Raw genomic sequence first — 14,145 nt, forward strand, 5'->3', positions numbered from 1 at the left:
AGAGTAGGTCGCTGCCAGGTCTGCAAAGCACACAAATCAAAATCATCTTCTCAAATCCATACAAAACAGACATTCAACGCGATAATCGCGAAAAAATACCAAACCGGTTCAAAATAAACACCCTGGCGCGGGGTGGAGCAGCCCGGTAGCTCGTCAGGCTCATAACCTGAAGGCCGCAGGTTCAAATCCTGCCCCCGCAACCACTGATAACGATAAACCCGTAGCACCGCTGCGGGTTTTGTGTTTTAACCGCCCCAAAACTTCCCAATGCACAAAACAGCGACACTAGGTATCAGCTTTTACGTCCGCCACAAGCGGTGCGTTCGGAGCTAGTGCATTGCTTGGAGGGGCTGCCTCTGTCGATTGCGACACGCAAGCTGCCTCCCCTTGAAGCTCGTGAGCATCGACGCGCATAGAAGAGTTCTTTTTCCACCCTCCGTGGAAATAGAGGATTGTCGCCATCAGCAAGGTTGACACCATTGCGGTTGGAAAGCTCAGCCAGAGCGCATCGGAACCAAGCTGTTGGCGCAGACCGACGGCGACGCCGAGACGTACCGGATACATGGAAACGAAGAGAATGATGAGCGGCCAGATAACCTGACCGTTTGCTCTTACAGTTCCGAAAAGAACCATCGATACGCCGAAGGCGATGAAGCCCCAGGTCGCGATTTGGCCTATATGCTGGCCGATTGGGATCGCCGCGCTGTCTGCGCCGAGAAATATCTCCATGGCTTGCCGATCAGCGAGAAGCAGCAACACAACAAGTGCTCCCGTCATCAGTACCGCGTAAATGGCGCCGATGCGGGTTATTGAACCCACGCGGTCCCATTTTCCCGCTCCGATATTCTGGGCGGCCATAGCGCTCACAGCGGCGCCTAACGCCATTGCCGGCATCTGGACATAGGTCCAGAGCTGTTGCGTGGCGCCGAAGGCGGCCGTGGTGTCGACCCCCTCCTGATTGACGAGCCGCATCATGGTCAGCATTGAACTTGAGACCACGATCATCTGGATGCCCATCGGCAATCCTTTGGTGAAGATCAGCCGCAGTAATTCCTTGTCAGGAACAAGAAGCCACAACTCCTTGCCGCGCAGACGCAACGGAAGATCGCGGTGATAGATGTAATAAAGCATCGATAGGAGGCTTATATAATTGGCGGTGGCCGTCGCCAACGCCGATCCGGCGATGCCCAGCGCGGGCAGCGGGCCCCATCCCAGAATGAAAAGGGGATTGAGTGCGATATCCAATATGACGGCCATTCCCATGAATATGAGCGGGGTGATGGCGTCACCACCACCGCGCAAAGCCATCATCAAGATCGTCTGCATCAGGATGGCCGGCATAGCCAGAAACGTGACTTGCAGGAATGCACGGGCCAGCGGCTCGATTGTTTCAGGTGTCCCCAGCAGTTCCAGCACTTTAGGGGCGAGCATCCAGCCGATGATGGCGACGACGATGCTGAGCGGTACGAAAGTGCCGACCGTGGTGCCTGCTATCGTGCGCGCCGCCTCTATATCGCGTCGTCCAAACGCCTGTCCGATCAGGATTGTCGATGCCATGCCGAAGCCGAAGACGAAAGCCGTCAGCAGAAACATCACCAGATTGCCGTTTGTCGTTGCCGCAAGTGCATTCTCGCCAAGCAAATGTCCGATCCAGATCGTGTCGATCGACCCGTTCGCCGATTGCAGTATCGATGAGCCAAGCGTCGGCAACGCAAAGAGCAGTAAAGCCTGATTGATCGGGGCGGTCGTCAGGTCGATGCTCTGTTTCATAAGACCTCGTGATCGGAATGATGGGGTCGTGAAGTAATTGGTTAAATAAACTCTGGGAAATCAGGGGCGATAACCCGCTCTACTGATGCGCGATGTTGGCAGTTTGTGTGCTGCGCGTAAAGTCACGGAAAAGAGTGTGGTATGTGATGCAAAGCCTGGGTGAGGCCCTTTTAAACCATTCCCACTACTCAAAAGATTGCTAATATAGCCTAGTAAGCATGGAGGGGCTCTATCCATGAAAGGTCCGGCAGATAAATCGCCGCCTGGCGTCGGTGAAAACAACGGTAATTCGTACCCTGCCGACGGGGCGCGTCAGCCGTCACAACAAAAGCCGGGCGACAACGCTCCCATAGGTGCGGAACAGCTTGATTGGCTCGTCGCGATGATCAATCACGTACCGGATTTCATCTACGCCAAGGACTTGCAGGGCCGGTTCCTGTTTGCCAATGAAGCGGTGGTTCGCAATAACGGCCTTTCGGACATCAAGGAACTGATTGGACTGACTGACTTCGATGTTCACGGCGAAGCTGCCATCATTGCTCGCATTTCCGAGATTGAAAGGCAGGTAATGGAGAGCGGTCAGCCGGATCTCGGCTACGAAGAGCGTGCCATGCGCGGCGGAGCCGATCGCTGGCTCATGATCTCGCGGGTGCCTTTACGGGATAGAAGCGGCAATATCATCGGCGTTGTAGGTGTTTCCCGCGACATTTCCGTCAAGAAAAGAGCTGAACGCTTCATGCAGGTCCAGGCCCGTATTCTGGAGATGACGGTGAGCGCGGTTGCCATACCGGAATTTGTCGACCAGTTGACCCGGTTGTCGGGTGGGCTTGCGGCTGGTGTTCATTGCGTTGCCGTCGTTACCGGCCAGACGAGCGACGATATTGTCATTTCTGCGCCGTCGTTTCAATCCCTGGCGGGCAATCTGAGAGATTGGCCTGAACTCTTATCTGTGACACGCTTTGAGGCGGCGCTGAAAGCTCTCGTTCCCGATAGTCAGGCGATATTCGCCATGGAGATTCCGTCTGCCAACGGTGAGGGGCATGGTGTTCTGGGCTTCGTGGTGGATGAAGAGGCTTCGGATGATCGCGGCCTTCGTGAGTTTTTGACCACTGCCGCCGGAATGGCGGGCATCGCCATTGACCGGCGCATCGCCGACGAGCGCATCCGTTATCTGGCTGAGCACGATACGTTGACGGGACTGGCGAACAGGGCCTTTCTGGAACGAAAGCTTGAACAAATTCTCGAACAGGCGGCTGCCCGTTCTCAGCGGGTGGCTGTCGGCTTTCTCGATCTGGATCAGTTCAAGCCGGTCAACGATACGCTCGGCCATGCAGCCGGAGACAAGCTCCTGCAGCAGGTTGCCGGACGGATTTCACTTTTGCTGCGCGATGGTGAACTTGCCGGTCGCATGGGCGGGGATGAATTCATTTTGGTTTTGCAGGCAGATGACGGCGATTTCTGTTCGCGGCTGGATGAGATCAGACGGAAGATCAGTGAACCTGTCCAACTGGACGGAGCATATCTGGAAGTCACCTGCAGCATCGGTGTCGCCTGCTTCCCGAGACATGGTCAATTGGCTGCGGAACTGTTAGCGGCCGCGGATACTGCCATGTATGATGCAAAGGCGAAGGGGCGCAACAGTGTCAGCATCTATTCCGGTGAAATGTCGCGCAGCCTTGCCACAGGCGGAAGCGAACAATCATAGCTATTGCGGATGTTCAGCTGATCCTGGCCTTGACGAAGACGTCATAGCGCGTGCTTTTACCGATTATCTGATGGGACGGTTTACGCAATCCGGGCATCGGATCGGCACGCAATGGCCATTTTAGCACCACGCGATTCTGCGCGGCCTCCAGTGCTGCCAGCATCAATTTTTCAGCATCCGGATCGGTGCCGACGATCTCGCGGATCTGCCGCATTTCTTTCTTGACGAGCGCGCTGTTGCCGCGCGGTGGGTGCATCGGATCAACCAGCACGACTTGCGGCTTCAGTTCGGGCAGGAGTTGGCAGGAATCACCGTGCAGAAGCGTCATGCGCGCGACAGTCTCGGCGTAGCGGCCGCCTTCTGCGGCGGCGCGTGCCAGCCCTTCGGCAAGAAGACCGTGCATCTTTTCTGAGCGTTCGATCAACGTCACATTCGCCCCGAGAGAGGCCAGCAGGAAGGCATCGCGCCCGAGACCTGCTGTTGCATCCACGATTTCCGGTGTGACATCGCGCGTCAAACCGGCGGCCTTGGCGAGAGCCTGTCCGCGTCCTTCACCGGAGCGAAACCGGTGGCCGACAGCGCCTCCGACGAAATCAACGACCAGTTCCGATGTATCTATCTTCTGCGACATGGAGGCTCTCAGAACGGGCAGGGTGCGATAAAGGTCACGGCGCGACCGTCGGGATGGCGGAAAGCAAGTTCTTCTGCATGGAGCAACAGACGGCCTGCGGCAGCACGTGCTTCGCCTTCGGCGTAGAATTCGTCACCGAGGATCACATGACCGAGTGCTTTCATGTGCACGCGCAGTTGGTGTGTGCGGCCTGTGAGCGGAAAGAGCCGCAGCCGGGTTGTGTTTTCATGCCTGTCCATAACCTGCCAGCGTGTCTGTGCGGGCTTGCCATGATCGTGATCGACACGATGGCGTGGCTTGTTGTGGAGGTCTATCGCCAACGGCAGATCGATCAGCCCTTCGTCACCTTCGACACGCCCCCAGACCACCGCGACGTAGGACTTTTCCGTCGTCCGTGCCTCGAACTGCGAGGCGATGGCCGCATGCGCCTTGCGGTTGAGCGACATCAGCACAAGGCCGGACGTGTCCTTGTCGAGACGGTTGATCATCTGCGCTTGCGGAAACTGTTCCTGAACGCGCGTTGCAAGACTGTCCGACAGTGCCGGGTGACGCCCCGGCACGGACAGCAAGCCGCTTGGCTTGTCCAGCACGAGAAAGCCTGCATCGCGATGGAGGATCGAGACATAGGGTTCGAGCGGCGGGTTATAGATGGGGGCAACGTCGGATAACACAGTCATGATACGCTTCTAGCATGGTTTGCGCGGTGCGGAGAAGCGTGCGCTCAATTCTGCAACGGTAAAGGACCGACCATATTCACCAAATGGCTGACTGTTCATGCAGGGAAAACATATGGCGGAGAGGGAGGGATTCGAACCCCCGATGGAGTTGCCCCCATGCCGCATTTCGAGTGCGGTGCTTTCAACCACTCAGCCACCTCTCCGCGTTATGCAGCACTGTAAAACGACCCTTGAAGAATCGCACAGTAACGAGCATCAAAAAGCGAATGCCGAGCGTGCAGCGGCTCAATAACGGGCCAGCGCCGATTAGACAAGAGCTAATTTGCATTCCGTTGTGAAAATTCTTGACTTTTCTGCCGCTTCACACCTATAAGCACCAGACCTTAGGCGTGGGGTAATCCGCGCCTATTGTTTTGATTGCAGATTTCGGGCGTTTCCGGGCTGCTATCAAGGGCCAAAAAGCCCGCTCATCAACCGACTGATAAAAAGACGGCCCATCACTTCGACGCCAATGTCGTGGAAATGAGAGCCGGACCGAACAACCGAAAGGACAACAAATGTTCGCAGTCATCAAGACCGGTGGCAAGCAGTACCGCGTTGCCGCAAACGACCTCATCAAGGTCGAAAAAGTTGCCGGCGAAGCCGGTGACATCGTAGAATTCGCAGAAGTCCTGATGGTCGGCTCGACCATTGGCGCCCCGACCGTTGCCGGTGCTCTCGTCACCGCCGAAGTCGTCGAACAGGGCCGTGCCCGCAAGGTCATCGCGTTCAAGAAGCGTCGCCGTCAGAACTCGAAGCGCACCCGCGGTCATCGTCAGGAACTGACGACCATCCGTATCTCGGAGATCCTCACCGACGGTGCAAAGCCTTCCAAGAAGGCCGCCGAGAAGAAGGCTCCGAAGGCAGACGCCGCTGAAGGCGAAGCCGCAAAGCCGAAGAAGGCAGCGCCCAAGAAGGCTGCAGCCAAGGCCGCAACGGCTGAGTAAACAGAGAGATTAAAGGAGAACACCAATGGCACACAAAAAAGCTGGCGGTTCCTCGCGTAACGGTCGCGATTCAGAATCCAAACGCCTTGGCGTGAAGAAGTTCGGCGGCGAAGCTGTGCTCGCCGGCAACATCATCGTGCGCCAACGCGGCACGAAGTGGCATCCGGGCGCCAATGTCGGCCTCGGCAAGGACCACACGATTTTTGCAACCACGAACGGTTCCGTATCTTTCCGTACGAAAGCCAACGGCCGCACGTACGTATCGGTAGACCCGATCGCGGAAGCAGCAGAGTAAGCCGGGCCTCTTAAAACCACCGGCGTCCCATCGGACCCGGTGTATATGGCAGCCTAGCCAAAAGATCGAAGGGAAGATGGGACCACCATCTTCCCTTTTTGCATTTGAGCGCATCCCGAAAAGTGCGAAGCGGTTTTCGGATAAGATGTGCGTAAAAATGAAACGCTCTGGAGGTACGAAAAATGGTTGTCGAAATTCTGGAAGAAGATTGTTACGACGCAAGTAGCGGCGAAAGAAGAGACAGTTACACCGATCTGTCGCCCGGATTGGTCCCCGATTTGAGCCCCGATATGGCTTACGAATTGGACTGTCCTGTCCTCGTCACTGAAAGGCTGGTCCTGCGCCCGCCGCATGTCGAAGACGTGGATGCGATTTCCTATCTTGCCAATAACGCCCGCGTCTCCGGTATGCTTGCCCGCATGCCGCATCCATACACGCGTGAAAATGCGGTCGATTTTGTCGAGCGCGTGCGAAAAGGCGAGATGGGCAATTGCATCTACGCCATTACGCAAGCGGAAACCGGCATCTTTATGGGTTGCTGCGGCATTCATGCGCATAAGCACGGCGAGGGACTGGAAATCGGCTATTGGCTTGGTGAACCCTATTGGGGACACGGCTTTGCCACCGAGGCCGCGCACGCGCTGATCGACCTCGCCTTCCGTGCAACGGAAATTGAGCGGCTGCATGTCTCGTGTCGCGCCAGCAATGGCGGTTCGCGTCGGGTGATTCACAAGTGCGGCTTCCAGTTCAGCAGCATGGGCATGGCGGACTCGCTTGCCGCAGGCAATGTGCCGGTCGAGCGCTATGTCCTTGATCGCCGCACCTGGATCGGGCTGAGAAGCTGGCAGTCGTAAGATAACAATGGTCCTGCGGTTTTGAGATAGACCGCAGGACCGGTAATGATGGGGAATGAAATGATGGATAGTCAGACAATCGCACGCGATAAGATCGTGGTGCGTGCGCTCGAAAAGGGCGATCTGCATCGCTATCGGGCTATAAGATTAAGCGCTTTGCAACTTGCGCCGATGGCCTTCGGTTCGAGTTTTGAAGAAGAAAACGCCTATTCGGACAGCGTGTTCGCGCGTCGTCTGGAGCAGGTGGACGGCAATGCGGTTTTCGGTGCCTTTGACGGTGAAAACCTGTTGGGAACGGCAGGCGTGTTCCGCCATGATCGCAAGTCCGAGCGCCATCGCGGCACGCTCTGGGGTGTCTATGTTGCCCCCGAAGCGCGCGGGCTGGAACTCGGCAAGGCGCTCGTGGCCAAGGTCATCGAGCACGCTGCAAGGCAGGTCATCATTCTGGATGCCAAGGTGGTGGCCACGAACGAAGCCGCCAAACGCGTTTATTATGCGCTTGGTTTCAAGACTTACGGTGTTGAACCCAAGTCGCTTTATGTTCAGGGCCAGTATCTGGATCAGGAATTGATCTATATCGATTTCACCGATCCTGAATGGAAAGACAAACTCGGATGAAATCTGGCCTTCTCGACTGTTTGCAGGAGGCCGCTTTTGCTGTAATTGCAACACACCACATGCGGGCACAGGCCCGCATGTAACAATATTCAGGGCGTCTGCCGCCCAAAAGCCCGCCAGAGTGTGGGCATCCAAGAAGGTTACGTTCAGATGAAGTTTCTCGATCAGGCAAAGATCTACATCCGCTCCGGCAATGGCGGCGCGGGGGCGGTTTCGTTCCGCCGCGAGAAATTTCTCGAATTCGGCGGTCCCGATGGCGGTGATGGTGGACGCGGCGGCGATGTCTGGGTTGAGGCTGTAAATGGTCTCAACACGCTGATCGATTATCGCTATCAGCAGCATTTCCGGGCCAAGACCGGCATGCATGGCATGGGCCGCAACATGACGGGCGGCAAGGGCGACGACGTTATTCTCAAGGTGCCGGTCGGCACGCAGATCTTCGAGGAAGACGACGAAACGCTGATCTGCGATATCACCGAAATCGGCCAGCGCTACCGGCTGGCCAAGGGCGGCAATGGTGGCTTCGGCAATCTGCATTTCACGACCTCGACCAATCGCGCGCCGCGCCGCGCCAATCCCGGACAGGAAGGCATCGAGCGCACCATCTGGCTGCGCCTGAAGTTGATCGCCGATGCTGGTCTGGTCGGTCTGCCCAATGCCGGAAAATCCACCTTCCTTGCAAGTGTGACAGCTGCCAAGCCGAAGATTGCCGATTATCCGTTCACCACGCTGCATCCCAATCTGGGCGTCGCCCGCGTGGATGGCCGCGAATTCGTCATCGCCGATATTCCGGGCTTGATCGAAGGTGCGAGTGAAGGCGTCGGTCTCGGCGACCGTTTCCTCGGCCATGTCGAGCGCACGCGCGTTCTGCTGCATCTGGTTTCGGCGCAGGAAGAAGATGTCGCCAAGGCCTATCAGGTCATTCGTGGTGAGCTTGAGGCCTATGAACACGGGCTTGCCGACAAGCCGGAAATCGTTGCGCTGTCGCAGATTGATACGCTCGACCCGGAAGCGCGCAAGGCCAAGGTCAAGGCGCTGAAAAAGGCCTGCGGGCGCGAGCCGCTGCTGCTTTCAGCCGTCAGCCATGAAGGCCTGAACGATGCCTTGCGCCAACTCGCAAGTGTCATCGACCGGAGCCGGGCGGCAGAGGCCGGTACGGCAGAAGCCGACGAATAAAATTGGATGCGGCGAGGGGAATGAAGCATGCTGAAGAAACTGAAAGATTATCGCCGCATCGTTGTCAAAATCGGGTCCGCCCTTCTGGTGGATCGCGCAACCGGTTTGAAACGCGACTGGCTGGAAAGTCTCGGACAGGATATCGCAGTGCTTCATCATGCGGGCGTTGAAGTGCTGGTGGTTTCGTCCGGCGCCATTGCACTCGGGCGCACGGTTCTGGGCCTGCCGAAAAAGGCGCTGAAGCTTGAGGAAAGTCAGGCTGCTGCCGCCGCAGGCCAGATCGCGCTCGCCAAGGCCTATGCCGATGTGCTGGGCGGTCATTCCATCCGTTCCGGCCAGATTCTCGTCACGCTTTCCGATACCGAGGAGCGCCGCCGCTATCTCAATGCGCGGGCGACCATCGAGACGCTGTTGAAGCTGAAGGCGGTGCCGGTCATCAACGAAAATGACACGGTGGCGACCACCGAAATCCGTTATGGTGACAATGATCGTCTGGCTGCACGTGTGGCGACCATGATGGGCGCGGACCTGCTTGTCCTGCTGTCGGATATTGACGGGCTTTATACGGCCCCGCCCCACAAGAACCCGGACGCCGAGTTTCTGCCGCTGGTCGAAACCATCACCCCGCAGATCGAGGCCATGGCGGGAGCGGCGGCGTCGGAACTGTCGCGCGGCGGCATGAAGACAAAGCTCGACGCAGGCAAGATCGCCAATGCGGCCGGGACCGCGATGATTATCACTTCGGGCACGCGTTTCGGCCCGCTTTCGGCAATCGATCGCGGTGAACGCGCGACACTGTTTGAACCGGCGCGTGCGCCGGTCAATGCCTGGAAAACCTGGATTTCCGGCAATCTTGAACCGGCTGGTCGTTTGACGGTGGATGCCGGTGCGGCCAGGGCACTGAAATCCGGAAAGTCGCTTTTGCCCGCAGGCGTCAGGGAAATCGACGGCCAGTTCGAGCGCGGCGATACGGTTGCGGTAATCAATGAGGACGGACGCGAAATCGCGCGCGGACTGATCGCTTATGATGCCGAGGATGCGCGCAAGATCGCAGGCCATAAAAGCGATGAGATCAGTGAAATTCTTGGCTATGATGCTCGCGCGGCGATGATCCATCGCAACGATCTGGTTGTGCGTGCTGCCAGCAATGCAGAAGTCGCATAGGGGAGATGGGATGCTGACCAAGGCAGAAACGGTAAACGATATTGCTGCAGTCATGGCGGAAGTGGGCCGCAAGGCGCGCGCTGCCGCAGCCCCTCTTTCCATCGCTACCACTGAACAGAAGAACAAGGCGCTGATGGCTGCCGCCGATGCGCTGCTTGAAGCACGCGGCGATATTCTGGAAGCCAACAGGCTTGATCTGGCCAATGCGGAAAAGAACGGCATGGCACCATCCTTCATTGACCGGCTGACGCTCGATGACAGCCGGATCAATGCGATTGCTGACGGTATCCGCGCCATTGCCGCCCTGCCTGATCCGGTGGGTGAAGTGATTGCCGAATGGGACCGTCCGAACGGGCTTCATATCGAGCGCGTGCGCACGCCGCTCGGTGTGATCGGCGTCATTTACGAAAGCCGTCCCAATGTGACCGCCGATGCCGGTGCGTTGTGCCTCAAGGCAGGCAATGCCGTCATCCTGCGCGGCGGCTCGGACTCGGCGCATTCGTCGGCCGCCATTCATAAAGCACTGGTCAGGGGGCTTGAAGCGGCCAATCTGCCAGCCGATGCGATCCAGATCGTGCCGGTGACAGACCGCGCCGCTGTCGGCGAAATGCTGAAAGGTCTTGGCGGCGCGATTGACGTGATCGTGCCGCGCGGCGGCAAAAGTCTTGTCGCGCGCGTCCAGTCGGAAGCGCGGGTGCCGGTCTTCGCGCATCTGGAAGGCATCTGCCATCTTTATATCGACAAGTCGGCCGATCTCGACATGGCGCGCAGGATTGCGCTCGACGCCAAGATGCGGCGCACCGGCATTTGCGGGGCTGCGGAAACGCTGCTGGTGGATCGCGCCGCGGCTTCGACGCATCTGACGCCGATCCTTGGAGATCTTGCTGCCAAGGGCTGCGAAATTCGCGGCAGTGCGGACGTGCTGGCGCTCTACCCGGCGGCAAAACCGGCCACGCAAGAGGACTGGTCGACCGAATATCTCGATGCGATCATTTCCGTGGCGCTGGTTGATGGCATTTCGGGCGCGATCGAACATATCAACCGCTATTCCTCGCACCATACCGAAGCTATCGTGGCAGAAGATGCGGCAGCCGTGGCGCGGTTTTTCAACGAGATCGACTCGGCCATTCTCCTGCATAATGCCTCGACGCAATTTGCCGATGGCGGCGAGTTCGGCATGGGCGCGGAAATCGGCATCGCCACCGGCAAGATGCATGCGCGCGGGCCGGTCGGGGTCGAGCAGCTGACCTCGTTCAAATATCGCGTTCGCGGCGATGGTCAGATCCGGGGCCAGGTTCGTGGTTAGTTTCGGATGAAATTCGGCTTCGGGCTTTCTGCGCTCAAGAAACAATATCCCGGCGTCGATGCGCATTATCTGCGTATGCCGCATGTCGAAAAGGGCATGGCGGTCGGGCTGTTTGGCGGTTCGTTCAATCCGCCGCATGGCGGGCACGCGCTGGTGGCGGAAATCGCAATCCGGCGGCTGAAACTCGACCAGCTCTGGTGGATGGTGACACCCGGCAACCCGCTGAAGGACAGTCGCGAACTGGCGCCGCTCGCAGACCGGCTGAAACTGAGCGAGGCAGTGGCCGAAGACCCGCGCATCAAGGTGACGGCGCTCGAAGCGGCCTTCAATGTGCGCTATACGGCGGATACGCTGGCGCTCATCCGCGATGCCAATCCCGGCGTCCATTTTGTCTGGGTGATGGGTGCGGACAATCTCGCATCCTTCCACCGCTGGCAGCGCTGGCGCGAGATTGCGCAGAATTTTCCGATTGCGGTCATTGACCGACCGGGCTCGACGCTGGCCTATCTTTCGTCACGCATGGCGCAGACATTTTCCGACAGCCGCGTCGATGAACAACATGCGCCGATGCTGGCGCGTCGCACACCTCCGGCCTGGACCTTCATTCATGGGCCGCGTTCGTCGCTCTCTTCAACGGCGCTTCGCAAAGCCCAGTCAAAAAAGTGAACGGGCGAACAAGCCGGGGACTCTTGAAACAAAACAGGGACTCTGCCTATTTTAGGGAGTGTGGTGCTTATAACTGCCACACTGCGTTGTTCCGTTGAGAAAGGGAATACACTGAGAACAGCAATTGAGAAGAAGGCTCATCACGCGCCTTCAACGGTCAGGATGGACGAGTCCAATCTCGTGTCCCAGACCTTCGACGCGGCCTTGGCCAGTCTCGAAAACTCCAAGGCGGAATCCATCATCCCCATCGATATTCGCGGAAGATCAACGATCGGCGATTATATGATCGTCGCGTCGGGCCGTTCGCATCGCCATGTGACGGCGGTTGCCGACCATCTCCTGCAAGCCCTGCGCGAGGCAGGCTGCAAGGACATGCGGGTCGAAGGTCTCGAGAGTGGCGACTGGGTTCTCATCGATACGGGCGATATCATCGTCCATGTCTTCCGACCGGAAGTCCGTGACTTCTACAATATCGAGAAGATTTGGCTCGATGACGATTTCGGCGACGAACGCGCGCCGGGATTGGTGCACTAAAGCATGTCTCCCAAAAGTGGGAACCGGTTTTGGGATGAAGACATGCGTTAAAAAAAGAAAATTAAAGCGTGATACGCTTTAATTCGATGAATTGAGAGCGTCATGCGTGTGAGTGTTTTTGCCGTGGGCCGGATGAAAGCCGGCCCCGAACGGGAACTGGTCGAGCGTTATTTCGACCGATTTGCGAAGGCTGGTCCGCCTTTGGGGCTTGAATTCGCCGGTGTGAGCGAAATTCCCGAAAGCCGGGGCCAGACGGCGGATTTGCGCAAGGCCGAGGAAGCCCAGCGCATCCACGAAGCGCTTGATAATGGTGCGGCTCTAATCCTGCTGGACGAGCGCGGCAAGGCGCTCGGATCGGAAGCTTTTGCGGATCGCATCGGGCGGATGCGGGACGATGGCAAGCGCCAGCTCATCGTCGCCATTGGCGGGCCGGACGGCCACGATCCGGCCTTGCGGTCACGCGCCGATCTCGTTCTGGCGCTGGGCGAACTCACCTGGCCGCACCAGATCGCCCGCATCCTGATTGCCGAGCAGCTTTACCGCGCCGCCACCATTCTGGCAGGCCATCCCTATCATCGGTCATAAATCAGGGGCGTGAGTAGGAATACGGATTTAACATGTTGACCCTGACGTGTTAAAGAAATTGAGTTTTCTTAACTTGTCGAGGCGCATATGTTAAAGCCGTCCTACCAGCTTCCTGATCTGGCTGCGCTTACCGGCCTGGAAACGGTTGGTATTTTCAAGGCGCTTGCCGCAGCGAACAGATCTTTGGCCGAATTGAAGGGACGGGCGGCGGCTATACCCAATCAAGGCATTCTGATTGACACGCTGGCGTTGCAGGAAGCAAAGGCCAGCTCGGAAATCGAAAACATTGTTACGACTCAAGATGAGTTATTCCAGACTGACATGTTCCCTGACGGGCCTGAATCTCCGGCTGCAAAAGAGGTTGCGCTTTATCGTGAAGCCTTGAAGTTTGGCTTTGACAGGCTTCAGAGCACGGGAGGGCTGATTACCAACTCAACCGTGGTTGGCATGTTTCAGCGTCTCAAACAGCGCACGGATGGATTCAGACAAACGCCGGGTACGGCGCTCAAAAATGAACGATCAGGAGAGATTATCTATATCCCGCCGCAGGAACAACAAGAGATAAATGCCGCGATGGCCAGTCTTGAACGGTTCATCAACGATGACCAATCTTCTCCTCTCGATCCTCTCATCAAAATGGCGCTGATCCACCATCAGTTTGAAAGTATTCATCCATTTCCAGACGGAAACGGGCGGATAGGGAGAATTCTCAATGTGCTTTATCTTACCCGCGTGGATTTGCTCGAAATTCCGATTCTTTACCTCAGCCGTGCGATAAACAACTCAAAAAGTGAATATTACAGACTTCTGCAATATGTCCGTGATACCGGTGAATGGGAGGATTGGCTTATTTATATGCTCAATGCTGTTGACGATACGGCAAAAACGACGCTCGATCTTATCGAGAATATTCGGCTTCAAATGGCATCAAATAAAAAACGAATGCGTGAAGAGTTGCCTAAAATTTATTCTCAGGATTTGCTGAATAATCTTTTTCGGCACCCTTACACACGAATTGATTACGTTCAAAATGAACTGGGCATTACGAGACAGACAGCCGCGAAATATCTCGATACGCTTGCGGAACACGCTTTCCTGACCAAGCACCAAAATGGCAGAAGCAATTACTATATCAACGAACCGCTCGTGAATTTGTTTCTGAGAGTTTCTGAATAGGG

Annotated in this window: 15 protein-coding genes and 2 tRNA genes; 13 read left to right on the plus strand and 4 right to left on the minus strand. The window is 57.1% G+C overall.

What is annotated here, in order from left to right; genetic code table 11:
- Positions 1 to 126 precede the first annotated feature (126 nt).
- Positions 127 to 203 (plus strand) — tRNA-Met (locus tag JNC70_RS16315).
- 82 nt (positions 204 to 285) lie between these two features.
- Here JNC70_RS16315 and JNC70_RS16320 read toward each other — a convergent pair.
- Positions 286 to 1,770 (minus strand): MATE family efflux transporter, encoded by a 1,485-nt coding sequence (locus JNC70_RS16320; RefSeq protein ID WP_104757564.1) that lies wholly within the window; start codon positions 1,768 to 1,770, stop codon positions 286 to 288.
- 235 nt (positions 1,771 to 2,005) lie between these two features.
- On the opposite strand from JNC70_RS16320, the gene JNC70_RS16325 reads away from it, so the two are divergent.
- A complete protein-coding gene (locus JNC70_RS16325) occupies positions 2,006 to 3,475 on the plus strand; it encodes a diguanylate cyclase domain-containing protein (protein WP_104757565.1) in 1,470 nt (489 codons plus the stop codon).
- Positions 3,476 to 3,488: 13 nt separating this feature from the next.
- Here the strand turns inward: JNC70_RS16325 and JNC70_RS16330 are convergent, their stop codons facing one another.
- From JNC70_RS16330 to JNC70_RS16340, 3 genes are all read right to left on the minus strand, one after another.
- A complete protein-coding gene (locus tag JNC70_RS16330; protein ID WP_104757566.1) occupies positions 3,489 to 4,106 on the minus strand; it encodes a class I SAM-dependent methyltransferase in 618 nt (205 codons plus the stop codon).
- An 8-nt stretch (positions 4,107 to 4,114) separates the two neighbouring features.
- A complete protein-coding gene (locus JNC70_RS16335) occupies positions 4,115 to 4,783 on the minus strand; it encodes a pseudouridine synthase (protein WP_104757567.1) in 669 nt (222 codons plus the stop codon).
- Between the two features lie 113 nt (positions 4,784 to 4,896).
- Positions 4,897 to 4,986 (minus strand) — tRNA-Ser (locus JNC70_RS16340).
- Between the two features lie 354 nt (positions 4,987 to 5,340).
- Here JNC70_RS16340 and rplU point away from each other — a divergent pair.
- The 11 genes from rplU to JNC70_RS16395 all read left to right on the plus strand — a co-directional run bounded on the left by rplU (position 5,341) and on the right by JNC70_RS16395 (position 14,143).
- Positions 5,341 to 5,769 carry a 50S ribosomal protein L21 gene (gene rplU, locus JNC70_RS16345; RefSeq protein ID WP_104757429.1) on the plus strand — a complete coding sequence of 143 codons (429 nt, stop codon included), beginning with the start codon at positions 5,341 to 5,343 and terminating at the stop codon, positions 5,767 to 5,769.
- Positions 5,770 to 5,794: 25 nt separating this feature from the next.
- Entirely contained in the window at positions 5,795 to 6,064 is a 270-nt protein-coding gene (rpmA, locus tag JNC70_RS16350) for a 50S ribosomal protein L27 (protein ID WP_010661520.1), read from the plus strand.
- A 182-nt stretch (positions 6,065 to 6,246) separates the two neighbouring features.
- Positions 6,247 to 6,918: a GNAT family N-acetyltransferase gene (locus JNC70_RS16355; RefSeq protein ID WP_104757428.1), complete on the plus strand. Its 672-nt coding sequence runs from the start codon at positions 6,247 to 6,249 to the stop codon at positions 6,916 to 6,918.
- A gap of 60 nt (positions 6,919 to 6,978) precedes the next feature.
- Complete coding sequence (locus JNC70_RS16360) at positions 6,979 to 7,536, plus strand: GNAT family N-acetyltransferase (protein ID WP_104757437.1); 558 nt, start codon at positions 6,979 to 6,981, stop codon at positions 7,534 to 7,536.
- Positions 7,537 to 7,686: 150 nt separating this feature from the next.
- Positions 7,687 to 8,712 carry a GTPase ObgE gene (obgE, locus tag JNC70_RS16365; RefSeq protein WP_104757427.1) on the plus strand — a complete coding sequence of 342 codons (1,026 nt, stop codon included), beginning with the start codon at positions 7,687 to 7,689 and terminating at the stop codon, positions 8,710 to 8,712.
- 27 nt (positions 8,713 to 8,739) lie between these two features.
- Entirely contained in the window at positions 8,740 to 9,876 is a 1,137-nt protein-coding gene (proB, locus tag JNC70_RS16370) for a glutamate 5-kinase (protein WP_104757426.1), read from the plus strand.
- 10 nt (positions 9,877 to 9,886) lie between these two features.
- The gene (locus JNC70_RS16375; RefSeq protein WP_104757425.1) at positions 9,887 to 11,182 is read left to right on the plus strand and encodes a glutamate-5-semialdehyde dehydrogenase; all 1,296 of its coding nucleotides are present in this window, start codon (positions 9,887 to 9,889) and stop codon (positions 11,180 to 11,182) included.
- 6 nt (positions 11,183 to 11,188) lie between these two features.
- Positions 11,189 to 11,848: a nicotinate-nucleotide adenylyltransferase gene (locus tag JNC70_RS16380; protein ID WP_104757424.1), complete on the plus strand. Its 660-nt coding sequence runs from the start codon at positions 11,189 to 11,191 to the stop codon at positions 11,846 to 11,848.
- A gap of 162 nt (positions 11,849 to 12,010) precedes the next feature.
- Entirely contained in the window at positions 12,011 to 12,382 is a 372-nt protein-coding gene (gene rsfS, locus JNC70_RS16385; protein ID WP_104757423.1) for a ribosome silencing factor, read from the plus strand.
- A 102-nt stretch (positions 12,383 to 12,484) separates the two neighbouring features.
- Positions 12,485 to 12,967, plus strand: coding sequence for a 23S rRNA (pseudouridine(1915)-N(3))-methyltransferase RlmH (gene rlmH / locus JNC70_RS16390; protein WP_104757422.1), 483 nt, complete (start codon positions 12,485 to 12,487; stop codon positions 12,965 to 12,967).
- An 87-nt stretch (positions 12,968 to 13,054) separates the two neighbouring features.
- Positions 13,055 to 14,143 carry a Fic family protein gene (locus JNC70_RS16395; RefSeq protein ID WP_104757421.1) on the plus strand — a complete coding sequence of 363 codons (1,089 nt, stop codon included), beginning with the start codon at positions 13,055 to 13,057 and terminating at the stop codon, positions 14,141 to 14,143.
- Positions 14,144 to 14,145: the final 2 nt, after the last annotated feature.

The sequence above is a fragment of the Brucella oryzae genome (assembly GCF_041929965.1).
Taxonomy (GTDB): domain Bacteria; phylum Pseudomonadota; class Alphaproteobacteria; order Rhizobiales; family Rhizobiaceae; genus Brucella; species Brucella oryzae.